The organism is Lysinibacillus sp. NPDC093197 (assembly GCF_044754025.1).
Lineage (GTDB): Bacteria > Bacillota > Bacilli > Bacillales_A > Planococcaceae > Lysinibacillus.
On the sequence record NZ_JBIVOH010000008.1, the window covers coordinates 118,621 to 143,194 of the forward strand.

Genomic DNA, 24,574 nt, shown 5'->3' on the forward strand with positions numbered 1-24,574 from the left:
AATTAATGCATATAAAACATCATATTGTTTTTGGGGGCGATGGGATGAATGTATTAGTGACAGGTGGCTATGGATTTATTGGCAGTGCAGTGGCGAGGCGATTTTTCGAGGAAGGCGCCAATATTTATATAATTGATAATTTAAGTACAGGACATCTCCGAAATATTGATTTTGAGCATAAATCTTACTTATTAAATGTTGAAGATGAGGTTTGTGAGCATTTCTTTAATGAAGTGGCTTTTGATGTAGTAATTCATTGTGCAGCGCAAACGAGTGTTCAACTTTCGATACAGGAGCCAATGAAGGATATATTGACAAATATTGTAGGGCTAAGCCAAATGCTCTTTTATTCATCAAAATACAAGGTGAAACATTTTGTTTTCGCCTCTTCTGCTGCGGTGTATGGTAATAGCCACTATCCACCGCTTGAGGAAACAGATGTTAGTGAGCCTGTTTCGATGTATGGACTAAATAAAAGCATTGGTGAAACTTATTGTGAAAAGTGGCAACGTGATTATCATTTGCCGACGCTAATTTACCGTTTTGCGAATGTTTTCGGTCCGAGACAGCGTATGCAAGGGGAGGCAGCTGTCATCCCTAGTATGTTGAAAAGTAGTCTTGAAGGTAGACCTTTTACTATTTATGGCGACGGTGAACAGACGCGTGATTTCATCTACGTAGATGATATTGCAGATGCCATTTATGCTGGAGTAGAAGCTAGACTTCAAGGTATATACAATGTTTCAACAAATGAAGCATGGTCACTGCACCAAGTTATATTATTATTACAACATTTAAATCATCCACTAGAGATTCAATATGCCCCTGCAAGAGAAGGGGATATTGAGCATTCATTTTTAAATAATGAAAAGCTTGCCAATGCGATTGGATGGAAGCCGAAGAATTCTTTTGCAGAGGGCATCGAGCGAACTATTCAAGCGCTACAGAAAGAGAAGATTGTAGAAATTTAATAATGGTAAATACAGAAGAGCTGTTCTGAAAATGAAGTCTACTAATCGGTTTATTCGGTCTGCGTTCGATTTTTTCGAGCACAGACCTTTTTGATTCCTGATTTAGGTAAGTTGTCATTTGTTGCTGGATCGATAATTTTGTATTATATTAATTGACGGGTCAATGATTGAGCACTCAATGATTAGTTGACACTTCTATAAAGTTGACCACACAAATTATTAGGAGGGTTATTGATGCAATGTTCACTTTCAAATCATGAACAAATTTTACAGCTTCTTAAAGGGCTTAATAATCAAATTAGCCCTAAATTTGAACGATGTACAGGCATTAGCGCATCACGCTATGAATTGCTACACCAGCTTTATAAAACAGAAGAAATTAATCAATCTACCCTTCAAAAAGCAGTTAATATAGACAGTGGTGCCATTACTCGTCATTTAAAACAACTTGAGGCAAGCGGTATGGTGACAAGACGACGAAACCCCACCGATAATCGTGTAATATTTGTTCGACTGACTGATGAAGGTCGTAAACAAATTGTCGGTTACAAAAAAGAAAAGGTTCGTTTCGTTAACCAAATGCTTCATGATTTTAATCAAGAAGAATTAGAATCCTTATCTGTCATGCTAAATCGCATGCAAAACAACATTATCGATTATTGAATTTTTGACCAATATACTGATTTGAAAATGAAGCATTTAGTTCAATAAATGAATTTAATTAAAAGGATGGGTAACTATGATTATTATTCACGCACACTTACAAGTAAAACCGGAGCAAGAGCAAGCATTCTTGGAAGAAGCAAAGATCCTTCTTTCAGCAACAAGAGCTGAAGAGGGTAACATTAGCTACGATTTGATGAAGTCTACTGAACACGATTGCCATTATACAATGGTTGAAATTTGGAAAGACGTAGAAGCTACTGCAATCCATAATACGAGTGAGCATTTTAGTGCTTTTACTCAAAAAGCACTAACTTTTATGGCTGCACCAATGGATCTTAAAGTATTTAGTGGAGAACCTTTAAAAGCATAATTTGTAAAAAAAGCAAACACCTCAAGGAGTTATTCTTGGGGTGTTTGTTTATGTTCATTTTCATCAAATGGATTTTAAAGGCACGTACAAATGTTGTATTTAGCATGAGTCATAGTAGCTGCATACAATAAAAGAAAGGCGATTTTTTCTAGTGTACTCATTGCAATACCAGTTATAAATGAATACTTATCCAATCAATATTTACGTGGAGTGGAGGTATTTGACCAGTGAGCGTACATCAACATGGTAATCGGACAATACGTAAAACAATATTAATTTATTGTGAGGGAGAAACGGAGCGCATTTACTTTGAGCAATTGCGTATTTTAAAGCGCTCGAAAACAGTGAGCGTGAAAATAAAAAACGTTAAGCGCTCTGCGATCAAGCTAGCACAACACGCCTTCCGTGATTCCAGCTACCAATATTTTGATGAAGTATGGATTGTTTTTGATAAGGATGATTTAACAGATAAACAGCTAGACGAAGTAAATATGTTCTGTGAGGAAAAAAATATTCACATCGCTTATTCAAATGAGGCATTTGAATTGTGGCTATTACTACATTTTGAAGAAGTAGATGTATCTGAAAAATATCCACGTGCTGTTTTAAACAACAAGATGGAGGAGCATTTAGGGGTAACACGCTATTTTCGTCATAAGGCAGACGAGTCTATTATTGCTCCGATTGCACTACTACATGAGGTAGCCATTAAAAATTGCGCGGAAATGATGTCCCTACGAACGACAGAAAATCGTGATAATCCTTATTGCAATATACATGACATGATTCAATACATATTCTAAATCTGGTGGATGTCTTGTTCAGCTAACGTAAGAGAAAGGTGAAGCATTAATTAAGTACAGGCGATGAATAGTTTGCAGGTTTTTTATTTAAAAATAGAAAACCTGTTTTTTTATGCGAATTGTCGGAATACAAATATATTTCTTAAAATTAGGTTGAAATTTTAAACTGAGTATAATAAAATAACTTAAAACATATTAAACCTAGTAAAATTATAAGATTAAAGTGTGAGGTGACAATTGCATGATGACAGCACCGTTAATTTCTATACAACAAGTTAGTAAAACATTTGCTGAGCAGACAGTACTTCATGAAATTTCGTTGGATATTCAAAAGGGAGAGATTATTGCCATATTAGGAAAGAGTGGTTGTGGCAAAAGTACATTGTTAAATTTAGTTGGGGGTTTTGAGCAGCCATCTAGTGGACAAGTATTGTTAGAAAACCAAGTTGTTTCTAGAGCAAGTAAACGTTGTATTATGCTCATGCAAAATTATGGATTACTTCCTTGGCGTTCTGTGCAAAAAAATGTAGAGCTCGCATTAGAGGGAGAGACTTTAACGAAGAGTGAACGACAGCAACGTGCGCATTATTATTTGAAGCTTGTTGGCTTAGAAAATCGATTAAGCGCATTACCTAGTGAATTATCGGGCGGTATGCAACAGCGTGTTGCCATTGCACGCGCATTAGCGATTCGTCCAGAGGTAATTTTAATGGACGAACCATTTGCAGCACTTGATACCTTTACACGTTATTACTTACAGGACGAGCTACTTGCTATTCAAAAAAAGGAGCAAACAACTATTTTATTGGTGACCCATGATATAGACGAGGCTATTTATTTAGCTGACCGCATTTTTATTATGAGTCCAAATCCCGGACGCGTCCATCGTGAATTACATATTCGTAGTACGAAACCACGCGATCGTTCAGATTCGGAATTCCAGCATTTTCGTGAGATTATTTTCAATGAATTTCAGTTTGCGCATCCGCAAGATACGATTGAATACAACATTTAAAATGGGGGGAAAACGATGAACAAGAAGGTAGGCATATTTTTACTAGCGTTGATACTATTGCTGACACTTGCGGCATGTGGAACGGATGAAAAAGAGGCAGTATCCCAAACAGAAGGCAATAAAAAGGTAGTGAAAATTGGGTATTTACCAATTACGCATGCTGCACCACTTTACATGCAAACAGATAGAGAATACGAAGGTTATGCCATTGAGCTTGTGAAATTTGGTTCATGGCCCGAACTAATGGATGCTTTAAATACAGGAAAAATTGATGGTGCATCAGTGCTTATTCAATTAGCGATGAAGGCAAAAGAACAAGGAATTGACTTAAAGGCAGTAGCTTTAGGACATCGAGATGGCAATGTTTTAGTGGCAGCCCCTACGATAGAAAATGTGGAGGATTTGAAAGGGCAAAGCTTTGCGATTCCAAATAAATATTCTACACACAATATTTTGTTAAATCGGATGTTACAAAATGCGGGCTTAAATTATGAAGACGTAAATGTCGTAGAGCTACCACCAGCAGAAATGCCAGCTGCCCTTGCAGAAGATCGCATTGCAGGATATGTAGTAGCAGAACCTTTCGGTGCTATTTCTGTAGCACTTGAAAAGGGTAAAGTGTTATTCCAATCAGAGGAAATTTGGCCGGATTCAATTGACTGTGGACTAGTCCTTCGTCATGATTTTATCGAAAAAAATAAAAATATTGCAAAACAATTCGTCAAAGATTATGCCGCTGCTGGTGAGCTCATGAATGCAGAGGGAGACCATGCACATGATGTTGTTGCCAAATATATTAAAGTTGATAAGGATGTTTTAGATTTATCGTTAAATTGGATTTCGTATCATAACTTGAAAATTGAAGCGGATGCGTACGCCATTTTAAGAGATTCATTAATAGAGATGGGCTTGTCAGAGAACCCACCATCATATGAGGAATTTGTTGATACGACATTATTGGAAGAATAGTAGGGTGCATATGTATGAAAAAAATAGGACCAATTTTACTTGGATTTGTGTTATTAATAGGCGTTTGGCAAGTAGTAACGATTATTGGTGATCATGATGCAGCATTATTTCCTCCACCATTAGCTGTTTTTACGGCATTACTGGATACTATCAAAGATGGCTCCATATTCGAGCATATACAAATTAGTTTGTTTCGCTTTTTTAGCGGTTATTTATTAGCGGTTGTTGTCGCTGTAATTGTCGGATTAGTTGTCGGGAGATTGGTGAAAGTTTGGGCTGTGCTAGATCCGATTGTACAAATTTTACGTCCTGTATCACCGATTGCCTGGTCGCCTTTTATCGTACTATGGTTTGGCATTGGCAATATGCCAGCCATTGTCATAATATTTATTGCAGCCTTTTTCCCCGTGTTATTATCCACAGTGACTGCAGTGAAAAAAGTTGATGCTACTTATTTACGAATCGCAGCCAATTTTGAAATGTCGCAGTTTAACCTATTGCGTAAAATTGTTTTTCCAGCTGCTTTTCCTATGATTGCAAACGGGTTGCATATGGCATTAGGAAGTGCCTGGATATTCTTAGTTGCTGGAGAAATGGTGGGGGCGCAATCAGGATTAGGCTTTTTAATAGTCGATGCTAGAAATTCACTTAGTTTAGATTTAGTTATGGCGGCCATTATTGTTATTGGCGTACTCGGTTTGTTGCTCGACAAGGTCATTCGCTATTTTGAAGGCTGGGTTGCGAAAATTTGGGGCGGACAAGGAGCTTAGAGCGGGCAAAAAAGAGCTAGCCCAATAAATTATTGGTTAGCTCCGTTTTGAATGGCACGTATTTGAATCGTATTGCTACGCTCACCGGTGTTTTTTGAATAGTAACCAATTTCTACTCGGTCACCTGAATGCGCATCAACAATTTCTTTATAGCAAGGGTCCAAATATTCGCTGCCCCATAAAATCATTGCATTAAATACAGATTCTAATGCCTTTCCTGATTCAGTTAATGAATAGGCATAACGCGGTGGATGTGCAGAGTAAAGAGTGGAAGCAACTAAACCTGCTTCTTCTAAAGATTTTAAACGTGCAGACAATAAATTTGCTGAAAGACCTGGCAAATTTAATTTAATGTCATTAAAGTTCGATTGACCGATTAATAGTTCATGTAAGATGAGCAATGTCCAACGATCACCGATAATGTTCAATGTTTGTGCAATATTGCATGGTAAGTCATATCGTGTTTTCATAGTGTTCCCTCCATGCAGTAGTGTAGCACAAATCATAATTTTTAGTAAATTCAGTTGTTTTTATTAAGTAAGTATAATAAAATAACTCACATAAAGAAAAAAACAAACTATTCGGAGGTATTTACTATGAGTTTATTTTTGGTAGAATCAACAGTTAGTGAAGTAACGAACAAAGAGCAATTTGCAGCATTAGTAGAGCGTGTAGGACAAGAGCAGGATGTAACTGTTATCGAAGTACAAGTCGCAAAGGATTTTAGTCGTGCGTACTTTATCGTGGAGGCAAATGAAGAATCTCAAGTAACAACTGCACTAGCAGCTCAAAACATTCAAACAGATTTAGTAAAAGAAGTTCGCCTAGTTGGGAAAGAGCTGGATGAAGTTAAAACAAATCAAGAAGTTGTGAACTATTTAGTAGAGTGGGAAATTCCAGCAGAAATTACAATGGATCAATATTTAGCACGTAAAAAGAAAAACTCCGTTCACTATGAAGAAGTACCAGAAGTACATTTTTCTCGCACATATGTATGTGAAGATATGACAAAGTGCCTGTGCTTCTATGACGCACCAGACGAAGCAGCTGTAAAACGTGCTCGTGAGGCAGTGCAAACACCAATTACGTCTTTAACTGAATTAGCTGATAAGTAAAGGATAGGAGTGGAAACCATGGCAGTAGATGCAGTAGCTTTACAAACGTTAATTGAAGAAAAATTAAAACCGTTCGTAAAAAAGATTGATGAGGAAGCTTATTACGCGGAGGATTTTTTATTGGAGCTCGGCAAGGCTGGTTTTTTTGCTTCAACACAAAAAGATGAACAAACAACGCTATTAGATGAGCTAACGATTGTACAAGAGACAGCGAAAGTTTGTATGACAACTGCATTTTGCCTATGGTGCCACCTTGCCGCTTTAACTTACTTACGTAAAACGAATAATATGCAATTACGTGAAAATATTTTACCATTACTAGAACGTGGAGAAGTACTTGGTGCGACAGGTTTATCAAATCCGATGAAGTTTTATGCTGGACTAGAGAAGCTTCATTTATCAGCTGAGCGTGTGGACGGTGGCTATGTCGTAAATGGAGTGTTACCCGCTGTTTCAAACTTAGCAGCGAATCACTGGTTCGGGGCGATTGCCCATAACGGTGAGCAGGAAGTGATGGTATTCGTTAATACAGACAATGAGAACATTACACTAAAGGAAAAAATCCACTTTTTAGGTGTCAACGGCAGTGCGACCTATACATGTAAGTTTGACAACGTGTTTGTTGCTGATAACTATATCATTGCACAAGATGCAAGCACATTTGTAGATACTATTCGCCCGATATTTGTACTGTATCAAATCCCCCTAGGTTTTGGTGTTGTAGACTCAGCCATTGAAGGGATAGAAAAAGTTAAAGCTAAGCAAAATGGTTGTAATGAATATTTGCAAGTTCAAGCGGATGAACTAACAGAAAATCTACACTCATTACAAGAAACACTTCAAGCACTAATTCAATCTGGTGAAGTAAATTTACAAGCAATTTGTCAGCTTCGTTTACAAGTCGTTTATAATACATTGGCTGCAGTGCAGGCCAACATGCTCCATAATGGCTCAGCGGGTTATATTGCAGGAAGTACACCGTCACGTAAGCTACGCGAGGCCTACTTCTTTGCTAATTTAACACCGACAGTTAGACAGCTTGAGAAGATGACGGCAACATCGAAAGCGAGATAGAGAATGAAGAAACCTTGACTGGCGTTATTGAGTCAAGGTTCTTTTTTATGAATGGACTCATCCATTCATGTTTATTTCAGAAAAACATACAGTGTATATAGAGCGTAATTAGGACAAAAGGAAAGGGGATCGCGTGGATAAGTCTAAATCAAATCAGGGCAAGGATTTGACTGAGAATGCGAAGGATCAACAACTAGAGGCATTTCGCGTTAATAATGATGGGAAAAAGATGACGACCAATCAGGGGCTGAAGGTTTCCAATGATGAAGATTCATTGAAAGCTGGCGTTCGTGGACCAACCATTATGGAGGATTTTCATTTTCGGGAAAAAATGACGCATTTTGACCATGAGCGGATTCCTGAACGAGTTGTACATGCTAGAGGATTTGCCGCGCACGGAGAGTTTGAACTATATGAGTCGATGAAAGAGTATACGAGAGCAAATTTTTTACAGGAGCCTGGGAAAAAGACGCCTGTATTTGTTAGATTTTCTACAGTCGTAGGGAGCTTAGGCTCAATGGATACGGCTCGTGATGTACGTGGGTTTGCAACAAAATTTTACACTGAAGAGGGCAATTATGATTTAGTCGGCAACAATATCCCAGTGTTTTTTATTCAGGATGCTATTAAGTTTCCGGATTTAATTCATGCTGTAAAGCCTGAGCCTCATAATGATATGCCACAAGCGGCTTCTGCACACGATACGTTTTGGGATTTTGTTGCAAATAATCAGGAAATAGCACATATGATTATGTGGCATATGTCTGATCGAACGATTCCTAGAAGCTTTCGGATGATGGAAGGCTTCGGTGTGCATACGTTCCGTTTTGTAAATGAAAAAGGTAGATCCAGATTCGTGAAATTTCATTGGAAGCCAGTGTTAGGTGTTCACTCTCTAGTATGGGATGAAGCGCAAATTATTGGGGGCAAGGATTCCGATTTTCAACGGCGAGATTTATGGGAATCAATTGAAATTGGGGATTTTCCAGAGTATGAGCTTGGTGTCCAGATGATCGAGCCCGAGGAAGAATTTAGATTTGATTTTGATATTTTAGATGCAACAAAACTATGGCCAGAAGAGCTAGTACCTGTCAAAAGAATCGGAAAAATGACATTGAATCGCAATGTGGATAATGTTTTTGCTGAAACCGAGCAAGTCGCTTTTCACCCTGGAAATGTTGTGCCGGGCATTGATTTTACAAATGATCCGCTGCTACAAGGTCGCTTATTTTCTTATATCGATACACAACTTCTTCGTCTAGGCGGACCAAACTTTGCTGAGATTCCTATTAATAGGCCAGTTTGCCCGATTCATAATAACCAACGAAATGGATTCAGTCGACAAACGATTAATATGGGAAAGGTTAGCTATCATAAAAATTCGCTTGCAGGCAATACTCCTTCAACATCAACTGCAAAAGAAGGGGGATTTGTGCACTATGAAGAAAAGGTTGAGGGACGTATTACAAGGGCTCGAAGTAAGTCCTTTAATGACCATTTCTCACAAGCTCGCCTATTTTGGAATAGTATGTCGCCACCTGAAAAGCAGCATATCATTGACGCCTTTAGCTTCGAGGTAGGAAAGGTAAAAAGTAAATACGTTCGCCAGCAAGTCGTTGATATGTTTGTCCGTGTTGATAAAGAGATGGCTACAATAGTTGCTGATAATATTGGCGTTAATCGACCTACAGGTGAGCAATCAAACGTTACTATATCATCACCTGCACTAAGTCAGGCAAATACTGTGAAATTGCCACAGACACTTAAAGTGGGGGTATTAATAGGTGATGGATTTGATGCCAATGAGGTTGGAGAAGTACTGAAGTTTTTAACAAGGAACGGTGTTCGATATAGCATCATTTCTGACAGACTCGGTGTTGTGAAGGGCACTAATGGTGTACAGTTAACAGCGAGTGATACATTTATTACGACCGATGCGGTGCTATTTGATTCCTTATATGTTGTCGGAGTTCGAGCTGACAATCAAGCAAAGTTTAACACCTATATTGTCAATTATATTAATGAGGCGTACAGACATTTTAAACCAATTGGTATTGCTTCAACAGGAACAACATTTTTTAATATGTCGAATGCAAACGTAGGGCCAGGAATTATTTTAGCAACTGGAAATGCTGGGTTTGCCAAAAAATTTGTAGATGCCATTGCCCAGCAACGCTTTTGGCAGCGCAATATTTATTAAAGATTTCATTTCTATCGGCGCTATCGTTGAGTTTATCGGCGATAGAAGTGGGTTTACCGGCGCTAGGGAGTATCCTTTGGGCGATATGAGTAAGTTTATCGGCGATAGAGAGTATCCAATCCTCTATTAATAAAGAGACTGTTCTATACGAACAGTCTCTTTCAGTCTGTCATTATTTCGTATATACTTGTATGTGGACTATAGTTTGGGAAAGGGACCAATATTATGAAATATATAAGGAAAATACTATTATTTGTTGTACTTGTTTGCTTCTTTATCGCAATGTCAGATCAGGCAATGGCAGCAAAGGCAACAAAATTTTATGAATATAGTAATGCCAAAGGTGTTACGGTCATTAACTATCATTCATTTGGTGAGTATAAGGAAATAGCTAATATAAATATTACTGAAAAGCTATTTCGGGAACAGTTGAAGATGCTTAAGGACAATGGCTATTCAACACTTACGGAAGAGCAGCTAATCGCATATTTACAAGGGCACGGTCGCATTCCTGAGAAATCTGTATTTTTAACGATAGATGATGGCTATGAAAGTGTATATAAAATTGCTTACCCTATATTAAAAGAAATGGGCATGCAGGCGACATTGTTTGTTATCGTAAATGATGTGGAGACAGGTGCTAGAAAAAATGTACCAATGTTGAACTGGCAACAAATAAAGGAAATGTCCGATTCTGGTATTATGCATATCGGCAACCATACATATGATTTACATTGGCGAGGGAGCAATGATAAGTCAAAACACGAGGCAATGATACTTAATCAGAAGAAAAATGGAGAGCCCCTTACAAATGAGGAGCGACTTCAATACATTCAAGAGGATATTACAAAAGCACATCAATTAATTGAAAAATATACAGGGATAGCGCCTAAATCCTTTGCGTATCCATACGGTGTTTATGATCGAGTAGCCGAGCAAGCTATTAAAAAGGCGGGTTACACGATCGATTACTCTACACAGGGTGGCTATAATTTATTTGGACAAGGAACCGTTCATATTAAACGAATTGATTCTAGCAGTCGAGTGTCAGCCCATGATTTAAAAAAGATTTTAGAAAAAAACAATACACATGCGGAGCAACAATATCGACAACGGGATATTCAAGTAGAAGCACAAGTTACATCAAATAAAGTGATAGTAAAAGCTTGGTTGAAAAGTGATATGAATAAAGGACCACTGCAAGCTAAAGAGACGCGGTTTGAACTTTATAAAATGGTGAATGGAGAGCGTCAGCTACAACGTGAATTTGGCAGTTACCGAGTGGCAGCAAGTACGAATGCAAGAGTGATGTCAACAGAAGAAAATATTGCAAATTACGAAGCAGGAGGCTATTCCGTTAAAACGATTATTATTAAACAAGACGGAAGTAAAGAAGTTTTCTGGATTAATTTCAATAAATAATAAAAACCGCTATGCATCGCGGAAATATTGTGATGTACCGCGGAAATCCGGCTTCGTTTCGCGGGAATATAGTGATGTACCGCGGAAATCCCGCTTCGTTTTGGGGGAATATAGTGATGTACCGCGGAAATCCGGCTTCGTTTTGGGGGAATATAGTGATGTACCGCGGAAATCCGGCTTCATTTCGCGGGAATATTGTGATGTACCGCGGAAATCCGGCTTCGTTTCGCGGGAATATAGTGATGTACCGCGGAAATCCGGCTTCGTTTCGCGGAAATATAGTGATGTTCCGCGGAAATCTCGCTTCATCCCGCGGAATTACTTTGCTTCAAATAAATCTCGCTATACGCACATATCCACCTAGTACTACTAGAAGTCTCTCATGTGAGAGGCTTTTTTCATTAAGTGAATTTCAGCGTCGTATCTTAAGGAGGATATGTCATTGCATTGAAATTTTGTAAATGTTAAGGTGGTAAATGAGGTGAATAGACGTGGAACAATTTGATATCGCTATTATTGGCGCAGGTCCAGGAGGATATGTGTCAGCAATTCATGCAGCTAAAAGTGGTATGAAAGTAGCTTTGGTAGAACGTGATAAAGTGGGGGGAGCTTGCTATAATGTTGGCTGTATTCCTTCGAAAATTTTGTTAGAGCACAGTAAATTAGTGCAAGAAATACAACGTGGCAACGATTGGGGGATTGAAACGCCAGTCGTTAATGTAAACTTCCCTCGTTTAATGCAGCGTAAAAATACAATCGTTCAAGAGCTTTTAGAAAATATTGAACAGTACATTGCGAGCAATCATATTACATTTTACCGCGGAGAGGCGTCGGTAGCTGCCGATTTAACGGTAACGGTCGGTCAAGAAACTTTTGCAGCGAAAGATATTATTTTAGCAACTGGTAGTAAGCCATTTGTGCCGCCATTTAAAGGGCTAGAAAATTCATCATATTATACAACGGATACATTTTTTGATATGAAAGAACTTCCACAACAGCTAACGATTATTGGTGGAGGGGTCATTGCCGTAGAAATGGCATTTAGCTTAGCACCACTTGGAACAAAAGTTACGATGTTGAATCATAGTGAAGATATTTTACAAACGGAAGAACCAGATGCACGACCGATTATTCGGGAGAAAATGAGAAATATCGGTATCGAACTTGTGACAAACTTTCAATTTGAGCAATTTAATGGCAATGAAATTCATACATCTAAAGGAATCTATACATACGAAAACTTATTATTTGCAACGGGACGTCGTCCAAATACGGAAATTTCACAACAGCTAGAGCTTGATTTTGATGGTCGTTTAATAGCGGTAAATAAGCATTATGAAACGAGTCATCCACATATTTACGCAATAGGTGACTTAGTGGGAGGCTATCAGTTAGCACATGCTGCTAGTGCGGAAGGTATTTATGTTGTGGATTATATTTTGGGGGCTAAACGAGCGTTGGTTGACCAAGCACTTATTCCGCGTTGTGTTTACACCCATCCTGAAATTGCAACGTTTGGTTTGTTAGAGGATCAAGTTCATCAAGCGTATACGGTGACAAAAATGCCAATTAACACAAATCCAAAGGCGTTGATGGAAGGAAATGTGGAAGGTTTTGTAAAGCTTGTTGTAACGCAGGAGGAAGGGCATATTTTAGGGGCATGTGTTGTTGCTGATGGTGCTACAGAAATACTCAATGCTATTTTAGCGACGAAAAATGCCGGTGGTACTGCAAATGAATTAGCAAATATGATTTTTCCTCACCCTACAGTATCAGAGCATATTGGAGATGCTGCAAAAGCGGTATTCGGTAAAGCGATTCATCAATAAAATAAATGGAGAGAAGGTTGTTCACATATTGTTGTGGCAACCTTTTTGTATTCAAATATAAATTCCATTAAAGCTTATTGACTTTATCTAATATTATGGTAAATTAAGTTTATAAGATTACTTGGTATTAGACGATATACGCTGACTAGACATCTAGAGGCTTCTATTATTCACAACGGCTTAGTTGTTGACTGTAAATATAGAAGCCTCTTTTTGTGTCAACGGGAGAAATTAACGCCAGTAATAAATGACCACTTTGGTAATGATGACAAAATAAATATTTCTTAATTTATCGGGAATGCCTACTACTTCGAGATGGGGTAGTAAATTATTTAATAAAATAAAGGGAGTGAGCGAGATGACAAAAGTAGTGATTATTAATGGCAGTAATACGAGGTATTCGCGTGTGACGGCGATTCAGGAGAAGGTCGAGTGTTTTTTCTCAGCTCAAAGTACAACAATACACACAATTCACGTACATGAACTGCCAGCTGCTGCGTTAATAACTGCAAACTTTGCAAGTGAAGACATTAAAGCAGAAAATCAAAAGGTGGAGGAAGCAGATATTGTTGTCATTTTAACACCTATATATAAAGCATCTTACTCAGGAATATTAAAAACCTACTTAGATTTATTGCCACAAAAAGCGTTAGCAGGTAAAAAGATTTTACCTATAGCAGTGGGTGGCTCTATTGGGCATTTACTTGCGTTAGAATATGCTCTAAAACCAGTATTGGCTGTATTAGGGGCAACAGATATTGCCCATTCCGTTTATATTATCGACAAGCAAATTATACGTTTAGAGGACGGCAGCTTTGCTATTGAGGAGGAAGCTATTAATCGTCTAGAGGTGGAACTTAAAAAAATACAGCACACTGTAGCTGTGAACTAACATAAAAGCGCATCATAGGAAATAGCCACCTATGATGCGCTTTTTATTAATTTACTTCAGGTTCCTCCAATAAAGTGTCTTTCTCCGACTGCATTGTAGAAAGATATAAAAAAGCCTCATCTTGCAATAACGATAATTTTTCTTCACATATCCCGTGCGATAATGCTCCTGAAAAAATGGATTCCCACCAAGTTCCTGTTGTCGTTGTCATTCTCTACGCCCCCGTTTCGATTCGATATGTAATTGTATATTTCCCTAGTTTCTCAAAAAAAAACATGGCATCATTAGTTACTATTTCTGTTTTTTTACATCATCCCCTATTTCAGAAGGAGGATTTTTATCCTTCAATGTTGTATCGTATAGACAAAGATAGTTTGTTTCAAAAAAGACAAAACTATGTATCGCAATTTTAAAAAAGGGGTGTTTATTTATGAATTTTACGCCACAAGATGTTGAAAATATGATTACAGAGCAGCGACAATTTTATTTTTCTCGCGCTACAAAAGATGTAAAGTTTCGAAAAAATCAATTATTGAACTTAAAGAAAAGTATTTTAAAGTATGAAAAGGATATTATAAAGGCATTGTTTTTAGACTTAAGAAAAAGTGAGTTCGAAGCATATGCAACAGAAATTGGCATTGTCCTTGATAGTATTTCTTATATGGTGAAAAATTTAGAGGAATGGGTGAAGCCTGAAACGGCTAAAACGCCAATTCACCTTCAAATGGGGAAAAGCTTTATTGTTCGAGAGCCGTATGGTGTGACGTTAATTATAGGGCCATTTAATTACCCATTTCAGCTTGTGATGGAGCCTTTAATTGGTGCAATTATTGGTGGGAATACAGCGATTGTAAAGCCATCTGAAACTTCTGTGCATACAGCAAATATTGTGAAAAAAATTATTGAAGAGACATTCGATCCTTCCTATATACGTGTTGTAGAAGGTGAAAAAGAAGAAGTAACCGCACTTATTCATGCTTCGTTTGATTATATATTTTTTACAGGAAGTGTAGCGGTCGGTAAAATAGTGGCGAAAGCGGCAGCTGAACGGTTAACTCCGATAGCACTCGAACTTGGTGGTAAAAGCCCAGCAATAGTCGACCAAACGGCTAATTTAGAAGTTGCTGCAAAACGAATCGCTTGGGGAAAATTCACAAATACTGGTCAAACGTGTGTAGCTCCAGACTATTTACTTGTCCATAAAGACGTTTATGATCGATTTATGAAATTGTTAAAGGACACTGTCCGTTCTTTCTACGGGAAAAATGCGATAAAAAGCCCGGATTACGGTCGTATTGTAAATGTAAGACAGTTTGATCGTCTGCAAAAAATTTTAGTGGAGGAGCGGGACACAATTACATATGGAGGGCGAACAGATCGTGATGATTTATATATTGAGCCTACCATAATTGAATATGTGAAGTGGTCAAGTCCTTCAATGCAAGATGAGCTATTTGGACCGATTTTACCAGTAATGGTATATGATGATTTACGACTTGCCATACATCAAATTCGTCAATTGCCTAAACCTTTAGCTGCTTATTTTTTCTCTGAACATGAAAAAGCCATTCAATACTTTTTAGAGGAGCTACCATTTGGTGGTGGATGTATAAATGATACGGTAACACATGTAGGTAATCAGCATTTGCCATTCGGTGGGGTTGGTCCTTCAGGGATTAATGCCTATCATGGAAAGGCAAGCTTTGATAATTTTACACATCCAAAATCGATATTAAAAAAATCTTCAAAGCTCGAAACAAATATTCTTTTCCCGCCATATAAACAAAAGGTTAAACTTATTCGTACTATTATGAAGTAATGCTGAGGGAGGTGTCTTGTACGTTTAGACACCTCCAACCTCATTGTTTTCTGCTGGCGGTAGTTTTATTTTTATAGTTGAACCACAGTTTAACTTGCTTTCAATAGCAATTGTGCCGCCATGTTCCTGAATAATCTTGTTTGTTATAAGCATACCAAGGCCTGTTCCTGTTGACTTGGTCGTATAAAAAGGTTCAAAAATACGCTTAATTAGTGCCTCGGACATTCCTACACCATTATCTGTAATTGTCACCATAATTAATCCTTCCGCATCTTTAGCAATGAAAATAATAATTTCTCCTTCAGTTGTACGTGCTTCAATTGCTTCAATGGCATTTTTAATAATATTAATGAATACCTGTTTTAACTGATTTTCATTAGCTAAAATTTGGTTATCTTCGCTGACGATATGTAGTGAAAAGGTAATGTTATGTTTTTGAAATTCGAGATGAAATAGTTGACTAATACTGTTAATCACGTCGTCAATCGATACGACTTTTAATTGTTCAACATGAGGCTTGGACAGCACTAAAAATTCACCAATAATTAAGTTAATTCGTTCGATTTCAGATTGAATTATTTCGGTATATGCATAGCAGGTTGAATCTTTTTCCGTACTCATCATTTGAACAAAACCGGATATAACGGCCATAGGATTACGGATTTCATGTGCTACCCCAGCTGCTATTTCGCCTGCCATTTTTAGCTTTTCTGATTGTAGTAAAAGTAGTTCATTTTCCTTTTTATAAGAAATATCGCGTGAAATAGCAGAAATAGCTATCATTTTGTTTGTGCGATCATAGATAGGTGAGAGTGAAATTTCGACATCGAAAACAGTACCATCTTTACGCATATCTTGTGTTTCTAACAGTTTAAAGCTTTTTCCTTCTAATAAACTTGCATAGCGCTGTTCAGCTTCCAAAACATTTTCTGGAGGGACAAGAGGGATGCTCTTGCCAACAATTTCTGCACTTGTCCAACCATATACTTCCTCAAAAGCTGGATTTACATCAATGACGCGATTATCTAAACTAAAAACCGCAATACAATCATTTGCATGTTGGAAAAACAAATGCAAATAGGCTTCTTGCGAAAGCAACTCTTGTTTTTTCTGTAAGTTCATCTCATTTAGTCGATACCAAAAATGTTGTAAATGGCGAGATTGAATCCAACCTACAATAGTAAGTAACAGTACAACAAAAATAAATGTTTCGAAGTAGCGTGGATGGACAATAAATTCACTGGAAATGCGGTGAAAATAAGAAAGAGCTATAATTTCCAGCAAAGAAACAATACTAATTAAAGTATTCAATTTTATCGATTGGTAAATAGTTATTAATAATATATAGAAAATAAAGCAAATAAAACTAGTTAAGGAAATGCTGAGAATATTAAGATAAACAATGGCAATATTGCCTGAAATAATTATTACCCATTGCATTGCAATTGGTTTAATTTTAAAAATTTTTCCAGCTAGTAGAGGTAGAAATATTATTAACAACACACCGATCAGTACTTCGAGGTTACTATAGAGATCTAGCATAATGAGCACTCCATAGGCAAAAATAGCTGTCACATAAAATAGCAAGATAATCTCATTGCGCATACGTAATAATTCCAATTGTTGCATATTTAGCACCTCAATTTTTAATCGATATTCCCATCATACATGATTCATTGTTGTCGATAAATGCCGATTTTTGATAAGATAGGAAAAATCCAACTAAATTTTTAAAATGGTAGCGTTTTCATTTAAAAAACGTTTCGTGAGGCATTTCATTTCTAGGCGAATAAGTAGTAAAATAAATTCATTAGGTAAGTGGGGGTATTCAGATTGTCTTTTTTTGTCGAAAAACAAGAAATGATGAAATGAATGTTGAGATTGATTGGAGGACTATGAAATGTATGCAGAGGAATTGTTAAGTGCATTACCTTTGAAAAAAATAATTGGCGTGTTACCGGATCAAGTGACGGATATCGTTATCGATTCTCGAAGTGTGCAACCGAACAGCATGTTTGTATGTATTAAAGGTTACACAGTGGATGGCCATGATTATGCGCAAAGAGCTGTTGAAGGTGGTGCAACTATTGTTGTCACAGAACGAGAACTACCATTAGCAGATGCGATTGCACAAGTTGTTGTGAAGGATACAGATCGTGCAGTTGGTTTGTTAGCTGCTAAGTTTTTTGATTACCCTTCAAAAGATATGACAATGATTGGTGTAACAGGGACGAATGGTAAAACATCTGTAACAGGTATTATTCAAAATATCATGCACGGTATGGGCGAGAAATCTGCATTAACAGGAACGATTGGTTTTAATTTAAATGGTATTTTATATGAATCGGCAAATACTACAAGTGATGCATTATCGACGCAACAAATGATTTTCCGTGCAAAAATGGAAGGCTGCCGTTTAATGACAATGGAGGTTTCTTCACATGGATTAGCACTTGGTCGTTTAGCTGGTGTTGATTATGATGTTGCAATTTTTACGAATCTTACTCATGATCATCTTGATTTCCATGGTACGATGGAGGAATATGGGAATGCAAAAGGCTTATTATTCTCTCAACTTGGACAAGACTTAGAAAAAAATAAACTAGTTGTGCTCAATGCAGATGATGCTTGGTCAGAACGCTATGCAGCAATGACACCGTTCCCAGTATGGACTTATGGATTAAACGATGAGACAGCTGATTTCCGTGCCATTAATTGTGAGTACCATGATTACATGACTTCATTTGATGTAGTTATGCCTGAAGGAATATTTCCTGTGAAAATGCATTTGCTTGGTGAGTTCAATATTTATAATGTTCTTGCTGCAATGGTTGCATTTTATGGCAGAGGCTATTCAATGGACGCAATTATTGAACAGATAGAGCAATTACCACCAGTAAAAGGACGTATGGAAAAAGTTTGCTCAGATTTGCCAGTGCAAATTTTTGTCGATTATGCGCATACACCAGATGCTATTGAAAAGGCGATTGCCGCAGCTACGCCATATAAAAAAGGTAAGCTTATTTTCTTAGTTGGTACAGGTGGTAATCGTGATAAATCTAAGCGCCCTGCAATGGCTGAAAAAGCATCTGCAGCTGATTATGTAATTTTAACGACAGATGACCCGCGATATGAAGATTACGATAGTATTACAGGTGATCTTGCTAAAGGTATGCTGCATAAAAACTATGCCTGTATTGGAGACCGTGCAGAAGCAGTCCGTCATGCAATAGAGATAGCTGAACCAGGCGATATGATTATTTTTGCTGGTAAAGGACATGAAGATTATCAAATTATTGAAAATACGAAATATCCACATAGTGATGCGGAAATTGCTATAGAGGCAGGACACTTAAAATTTGTCTAAATTAATTTGTGTCACAACCTTCTATGCGATGAAGGGGAACAGCTAGTGCAAGAAGATATTTCTTCCGACAAGCCCTTCCTTGCAAGTCAGCGTAGTGGAGGCTTCTACGCTCGCACAGAATGTAAACGTATTGTATATGTTTTAATGAATAAAATATTACTTATTGACAGTCTGAACCCTTTTAGTAGTGACTAAAGGGTTTTCTTTTTGGTGAATTCATGTAAAAAGGTTGTACGAAGGGCTAGACTTCTTTTATTATTAGTAGGTATGAAAAAAGGAGAATGAAGAGATGACTTCAAATTTAGAAAAAGATATATTAGCACGACGTACGTTCGCTATTATCAGCCACCCGGATGCTGGGAAAACGACGATTACGGAAAAGCTTTTACTTTTTGGCGGAGCGATTCGTGACGCAGGTACAGTAAAAGGTAAAAAATCAGGGAAATTTGCAACATCGGACTGGATGGAAATTGAAAAACAACGTGGTATTTCGGTAACATCTTCTGTTATGCAGTTTGATTATAGTGGTTCGCGCGTTAATATTTTAGATACACCAGGACACCAAGATTTCTCTGAGGATACGTATCGTACATTAATGGCAGTAGATAGTGCTGTCATGGTTGTAGATGCTGCTAAAGGGATTGAGGCACAAACATTAAAACTATTTAAAGTTTGTAAAATGCGCGGTATTCCGATTTTTACATTTATCAATAAATTAGACCGTCAAGGGAAAGAGCCACTTGAACTAATCGAAGAGCTTGAAGAAGTGCTTGGTATTCAAGCCTACCCAATGAACTGGCCAATCGGTATGGGGAAAGAATTCCTTGGTATTTATGACCGTTATAACAAACGTATTGAGCAATTCCGTACTGATGAGGGCGAACGTTTCCTACCAATCGATGAGAACGGTGAGTTAGCAGTTGACAATCCAATGAAAGTCACTTCATATTACTCACAAGCGATGGATGACATAATGCTACTTAATGAAGCAGGAAATGCCTATTCAGAAGAAAAAATTCGCCGCGGTGAATTAACACCTGTGTTCTTCGGTTCTGCTTTAACAAACTTTGGGGTACAAACATTCCTTGAAACGTATTTAAAATTTGCTCCAACACCTCAACCTCGTATTACAGAAGATGAGCAGTTCATTGACCCTGTTGAGCATCCAGAGTTTTCGGGCTTTATTTTCAAAATTCAAGCCAATATGAATCCTGCACACCGTGACCGTATTGCCTTTGTACGTATCGTATCTGGTAAATTCGAGCGCGGTATGAATATGACGCTATCTCGTACAGGTAAATCTTTTAAAGTGACACAGTCTACACAGTTTTTAGCTGACGACCGTGAAACAGTTGATGTAGCGGTGGCTGGAGATATTATTGGATTATATGATACAGGCACATATCAAATTGGTGACACTGTCGTAGGTGGCAAGAAAACGTTCCAATTTGAAAAATTACCGCAGTTCACACCAGAGCTATTTGTTCGTGTGACAGCGAAAAACGTAATGAAATCGAAGCAATTCCATAAAGGGATTTTACAATTGGTGCAAGAGGGTGCCATTCAATATTACAAAACACTTCATACAGAAGAAGTTATTTTAGGTGCAGTTGGTCAATTACAATTTGAAGTATTTGAGCACCGCATGAAAAATGAATACAATGTTGAAGTAAGAATGGAACCAATTGGTTCAAAAATGGCACGTTGGATTGAAAATGAAGAAGATGTAAAAGAATCGATGTCTTCAAGTCGTTCAATGCTTGTAAAAGACCGCTTTGACAATCTTGTTTTCCTATTTGAAAATGAATTTGCTATGCGTTGGTTCTCAGATAAAAACGAAAACATCAAATTATATAGCCTTCTATAAAAAGAAACACGAATCGACATTTCATCGATTCGTGTTTTTTTACAAGGAAAATAAGCGATTGGTGTAGAATGTATACAATATAAGGAAATGTTTAATCATTATGAGTACTGGCATCATTGCGCTACAGGCGGACGCTTTCCGCGGGCAAGCACCGAGCCGCTTCCCTCGCTACGCTCAGTCCAGGGTCTCGGTTTGCTTGCTTTTCCCGCAGGAGTCGCCGCCTTCCGCTCCATTGAAATTTTATTTCTCAAAAAAACAATGATGAAAATGCGAATTATGAAATTGTTTCAATATAATGTATTAATTTATAAAAAATCCCCCTTTTCGGCTATCATAGGAAAGAAGAGAAAGAAAAGGAGTATATACAATGAACATTAGTAACTTTTCGATTAAAAGGCCTGTTTTTACACTTGTTTCGATGCTACTAATAATTATTTTAGGTGGCGTCTCATTGTTAAAAATTCCAATCACTTTAATTCCCGAATTAAATCCACCAATTGGTGTCGTTGTTACCTCCTATCCTGGTGCGAGCTCAACGGAAGTAAATGAAAAGGTAACGAAACCTTTAGAGGCGACATTGGCCACCTTGCCAGGCATTAAAAAACTTCAATCTACCTCTCAGGAAGGTTCAAATTTAATTGTGCTAGAGTTTAATTGGACAACGGATATTGACGAGGTTCAACTCGATATTTTACAGCGAATCGATATGACACCGCTACCGAATGATGCACAAAAGCCAAGTTTTTTAAAATTTGACCCGTCACAATTTCCAATCATTCAGCTTTCTTTACGTGCAGAAAATGATCAGGTGGACGTGCGTATATTAGCGGAATCATTAGAAAAAGAGCTTCGTCGTACTAATGGAGTAGCGAGTGTAAATGTATCCGGCAAGCTGGTAGAAGAAGTACAAGTAACATTGGATGAATCAAAATTAATTGCAAAAGGCTTAACACAAGCTGATATTATTCAAATTATTCAAACGAATAATGTGTCACTGCCTGGAGAACCTGTATTAACTGCTGATGGCAAAATGTTGACGACACGTATTGTTAGTACGTTAACAACACCAGAAGATATTGCGGATTTAATTGTCTCCGTCAATCCGATAGACGGTAAAACACTAACGGTAGGAGATGTAGCGACCGTCGAGCGCGCGGAGCAAAAATCTTTAACAGAAACGCGTGCTAATGACCATCCAGCTGTATTAATGTCTGTTTTGCAAGAGTCTGGGGCAAATACTGCTGAAGTATCAAAAGCGTTCCAACAATCTTTACATGACTTACTAGCACAGGAACAATATAAAGGTGTAGTAGCAGACATATTAGTAGATCAAGGTAATTACGTGAATTTAGCGATAAGTAACATAGGTTCTTCATTACTATTAGGTGGCTTATTTGCAATGCTTGTGCTATTTATGTTTTTACGAGGTGTGAAAAGCCCAATTATCATTGGTATTGCTATACCATATTCAGTCATCGTCACATTTGTATTAATGTATTTTGCTCATTTCACTCTCAATATTATGACATTAGGCGCGCTAGCATTAGGCATTGGGATGCTCGTTGATAATGCGATTGTAGTAATTGAAAATGTGGAACGGCATTTAGGGCTTGGTAAGAACCCAATAGAAGCAGCAATGCAAGGCACTAAGGAAGTGGCGCTAGCAATAACAGCATCTACATTGACAACAATTGCTGTGTTCATTCCAGTAATGTTTATCGAAGGTTTAATTGGGCAAATCTTTACGGAATTTGCACTTACGATTTCATTCAGCTTAATTGCCTCGCTATTAGTAGCATTAACAGTTGTACCAATGTTGGCAAGTCGTCTGTTAAAAATGAAAGACAAAAATATAAATGAAATTCGAAAAGCATCGTCCTTTTATAAGCACTATAATGCATCTGTTGTTTGGGTATTAAAGCATCGTTTATTGGTCATTTTTTCGGCTGTTATCCTCTTTAGTTTATCGGTGTTTGGCTTATCGAGAATTGGTACGGAATTTTTACCAGCAACAGATGAAGGTTTTGCTTCTATTAGTGTAGATCTTGATAGAGGGGCTGCAGTCACTAAAACGGAACAGGTTGTCGCAGCAATAGAGGAGCGTTTGAAAGAAGAGCAAGATGTTGACGTCTATGTTAGCCTAATTGGCGGTACGCAGCAGTCGCAATCACGTGGACAAACAACTGCAAATCGAGCGGAAATTTATGTGAAGCTAGTACCACTTGCAGATCGTAAGCGCTCAATTTTTGAATTTGTAGAAGAGGTAGAAAAGGATTTAAACAATGAGCTAGGCGAGCAAGCTGAAATTACATTTAACGTTTCTACATCGTCAGGTTCATCTCCAAATACATTGACATTCCGATTAACCGATTCAAATGAACAACGTTTACAAGAGTCAGTTGAAAAAGTACAGCAAGAGCTCAAGCGCATTAACGTTGTCACAAATGTAATGACAGATTTAGATAATACAGTGCAAGAAATTCAAATTGAAGTAGACCGTGAAAAAGCTAAGGATTACGGCTTTTTACCGGCACAAATAGCCCAAACGGTTAATCAAATGACAAAGGGACAGCTGACAACTCAAATGATTGCTGATGATGGAGCTGTGTTATCGGTGTATACAGGCTTTGGACAAGCATTTAATGAAAGTGTCGAGTCCTTAAAGGCAATGGAGATTCGTTCTCCTGCAGGTCTATTTGTTACGCTTGATGAAATTGCAAACGTATCTATACAAGAAGGGCCAGTATCCATTAGACGTTCTGATCAGGCTGCCGCAGTTGCATTTTTCATTGATTATACAGCGAAGGAGTCACTAGGTGGTATTTCAAAGGAGGTCGATAAGGCTCTTGAAAAAGCTAATTTACCTTCTGAAACGCAAGTTGTTTTTAGTGGCGATCGAGAGCTTTATGATAGTGCAATTGATGACATGCTTTTAGCCGTTGCTTTAGCTGTAGTGCTTGTTTATATTGTAATGGCAGCGCAGTTTGAGTCATTTAAATATCCTTTCGTTATTATGTTTACGGTACCACTTATGATTATTGGTGTTACGATTGCAATGTTTGCAACAAAGACACTACTTGGTGTGACATCTGTTATTGGTATTTTGGTTCTCGTGGGCATTGTTGTAAATAACGGTATTGTACTTGTCGATTATATAAATCAGCAAAAGATGCATGGCATGAAGTCATATGATGCGATTTTACTTGCTACACAAGATCGACTGCGTCCAATATTAATGACAGCATTAACGACAATATTAGGTTTGCTACCATTAGCACTTAGTATTGGTGAAGGTACTGAGATGAACCAGCCTATGGGCATTGTTGTAATTGGAGGGCTTATTACTTCGACTTTGCTGACATTATATATAGTGCCAGCTGTTTATAGCTTAATGGATAAAGAAACTAGAAAATTGCCTTAAGTAC

At 37.7% G+C, this 24,574-nt stretch carries 20 protein-coding genes; 17 read left to right on the top strand and 3 right to left on the bottom strand.

From position 1 onward, the window contains the following. Positions 1 to 44: 44 nt before the first annotated feature. The 7 genes from ACIP9G_RS18560 to ACIP9G_RS18590 all read left to right on the top strand — a co-directional run bounded on the left by ACIP9G_RS18560 (position 45) and on the right by ACIP9G_RS18590 (position 5,564). Entirely contained in the window at positions 45 to 971 is a 927-nt protein-coding gene (locus tag ACIP9G_RS18560; RefSeq protein ID WP_401021283.1) for an NAD-dependent epimerase/dehydratase family protein, read from the top strand. 234 nt (positions 972 to 1,205) lie between these two features. Then, positions 1,206 to 1,634 (top strand): MarR family winged helix-turn-helix transcriptional regulator, encoded by a 429-nt coding sequence (locus ACIP9G_RS18565; RefSeq protein WP_173478048.1) that lies wholly within the window; start codon positions 1,206 to 1,208, stop codon positions 1,632 to 1,634. Positions 1,635 to 1,710: 76 nt separating this feature from the next. Then, a complete protein-coding gene (locus ACIP9G_RS18570) occupies positions 1,711 to 2,007 on the top strand; it encodes a putative quinol monooxygenase (protein WP_401021287.1) in 297 nt (98 codons plus the stop codon). A gap of 227 nt (positions 2,008 to 2,234) precedes the next feature. Further along, on the top strand, positions 2,235 to 2,810 hold the full coding sequence (locus ACIP9G_RS18575; protein ID WP_173478046.1) for an RloB family protein: 576 nt from the start codon (positions 2,235 to 2,237) through the stop codon (positions 2,808 to 2,810). A gap of 244 nt (positions 2,811 to 3,054) precedes the next feature. After that, on the top strand, positions 3,055 to 3,825 hold the full coding sequence (locus ACIP9G_RS18580) for an ABC transporter ATP-binding protein (RefSeq protein ID WP_401021450.1): 771 nt from the start codon (positions 3,055 to 3,057) through the stop codon (positions 3,823 to 3,825). 15 nt (positions 3,826 to 3,840) lie between these two features. Next, a complete protein-coding gene (locus tag ACIP9G_RS18585) occupies positions 3,841 to 4,794 on the top strand; it encodes an ABC transporter substrate-binding protein (RefSeq protein ID WP_401021290.1) in 954 nt (317 codons plus the stop codon). Positions 4,795 to 4,808: 14 nt separating this feature from the next. Next, positions 4,809 to 5,564: an ABC transporter permease gene (locus tag ACIP9G_RS18590; RefSeq protein ID WP_401021293.1), complete on the top strand. Its 756-nt coding sequence runs from the start codon at positions 4,809 to 4,811 to the stop codon at positions 5,562 to 5,564. A gap of 29 nt (positions 5,565 to 5,593) precedes the next feature. On the opposite strand, the gene ACIP9G_RS18595 is transcribed toward ACIP9G_RS18590, so the two are convergent. After that, the gene (locus tag ACIP9G_RS18595) at positions 5,594 to 6,034 is read right to left on the bottom strand and encodes a winged helix-turn-helix transcriptional regulator (RefSeq protein WP_401021296.1); all 441 of its coding nucleotides are present in this window, start codon (positions 6,032 to 6,034) and stop codon (positions 5,594 to 5,596) included. Positions 6,035 to 6,160: 126 nt separating this feature from the next. On the opposite strand from ACIP9G_RS18595, the gene ACIP9G_RS18600 reads away from it, so the two are divergent. The 6 genes from ACIP9G_RS18600 to ssuE all read left to right on the top strand — a co-directional run bounded on the left by ACIP9G_RS18600 (position 6,161) and on the right by ssuE (position 14,096). Next, positions 6,161 to 6,679 carry a DUF4242 domain-containing protein gene (locus tag ACIP9G_RS18600; RefSeq protein ID WP_340826199.1) on the top strand — a complete coding sequence of 173 codons (519 nt, stop codon included), beginning with the start codon at positions 6,161 to 6,163 and terminating at the stop codon, positions 6,677 to 6,679. A gap of 18 nt (positions 6,680 to 6,697) precedes the next feature. Further along, on the top strand, positions 6,698 to 7,753 hold the full coding sequence (locus ACIP9G_RS18605; RefSeq protein ID WP_401021299.1) for an acyl-CoA dehydrogenase family protein: 1,056 nt from the start codon (positions 6,698 to 6,700) through the stop codon (positions 7,751 to 7,753). A 133-nt stretch (positions 7,754 to 7,886) separates the two neighbouring features. After that, a complete protein-coding gene (locus ACIP9G_RS18610) occupies positions 7,887 to 9,953 on the top strand; it encodes a catalase (protein WP_401021301.1) in 2,067 nt (688 codons plus the stop codon). Between the two features lie 225 nt (positions 9,954 to 10,178). Then, positions 10,179 to 11,375 carry a polysaccharide deacetylase family protein gene (locus ACIP9G_RS18615; RefSeq protein WP_401021303.1) on the top strand — a complete coding sequence of 399 codons (1,197 nt, stop codon included), beginning with the start codon at positions 10,179 to 10,181 and terminating at the stop codon, positions 11,373 to 11,375. Positions 11,376 to 11,866: 491 nt separating this feature from the next. Continuing rightward, entirely contained in the window at positions 11,867 to 13,204 is a 1,338-nt protein-coding gene (lpdA, locus tag ACIP9G_RS18620) for a dihydrolipoyl dehydrogenase (protein ID WP_401021305.1), read from the top strand. Between the two features lie 358 nt (positions 13,205 to 13,562). Further along, positions 13,563 to 14,096 (top strand): NADPH-dependent FMN reductase, encoded by a 534-nt coding sequence (gene ssuE, locus ACIP9G_RS18625; RefSeq protein WP_401021308.1) that lies wholly within the window; start codon positions 13,563 to 13,565, stop codon positions 14,094 to 14,096. 46 nt (positions 14,097 to 14,142) lie between these two features. On the opposite strand, the gene ACIP9G_RS18630 is transcribed toward ssuE, so the two are convergent. Further along, complete coding sequence (locus tag ACIP9G_RS18630; RefSeq protein ID WP_340826189.1) at positions 14,143 to 14,307, bottom strand: hypothetical protein; 165 nt, start codon at positions 14,305 to 14,307, stop codon at positions 14,143 to 14,145. A 219-nt stretch (positions 14,308 to 14,526) separates the two neighbouring features. On the opposite strand from ACIP9G_RS18630, the gene ACIP9G_RS18635 reads away from it, so the two are divergent. Further along, positions 14,527 to 15,915, top strand: a complete 1,389-nt coding sequence (locus ACIP9G_RS18635) for an aldehyde dehydrogenase (protein WP_401021311.1) — start codon at positions 14,527 to 14,529, stop codon at positions 15,913 to 15,915. Positions 15,916 to 15,939: 24 nt separating this feature from the next. Here ACIP9G_RS18635 and ACIP9G_RS18640 read toward each other — a convergent pair whose 3' ends face one another. Continuing rightward, the gene (locus ACIP9G_RS18640) at positions 15,940 to 17,544 is read right to left on the bottom strand and encodes a two-component system sensor histidine kinase NtrB (protein WP_401021312.1); all 1,605 of its coding nucleotides are present in this window, start codon (positions 17,542 to 17,544) and stop codon (positions 15,940 to 15,942) included. A gap of 271 nt (positions 17,545 to 17,815) precedes the next feature. Between ACIP9G_RS18640 and ACIP9G_RS18645 the strand changes: the two genes are divergently transcribed. From ACIP9G_RS18645 to ACIP9G_RS18655, 3 genes are all read left to right on the top strand, one after another. Continuing rightward, positions 17,816 to 19,282, top strand: a complete 1,467-nt coding sequence (locus ACIP9G_RS18645) for a UDP-N-acetylmuramoyl-L-alanyl-D-glutamate--2,6-diaminopimelate ligase (RefSeq protein ID WP_401021315.1) — start codon at positions 17,816 to 17,818, stop codon at positions 19,280 to 19,282. Between the two features lie 289 nt (positions 19,283 to 19,571). Next, positions 19,572 to 21,149: a peptide chain release factor 3 gene (locus tag ACIP9G_RS18650; protein ID WP_340826184.1), complete on the top strand. Its 1,578-nt coding sequence runs from the start codon at positions 19,572 to 19,574 to the stop codon at positions 21,147 to 21,149. A gap of 367 nt (positions 21,150 to 21,516) precedes the next feature. Next, positions 21,517 to 24,570 carry an efflux RND transporter permease subunit gene (locus ACIP9G_RS18655; RefSeq protein WP_401021317.1) on the top strand — a complete coding sequence of 1,018 codons (3,054 nt, stop codon included), beginning with the start codon at positions 21,517 to 21,519 and terminating at the stop codon, positions 24,568 to 24,570. Positions 24,571 to 24,574: the final 4 nt, after the last annotated feature.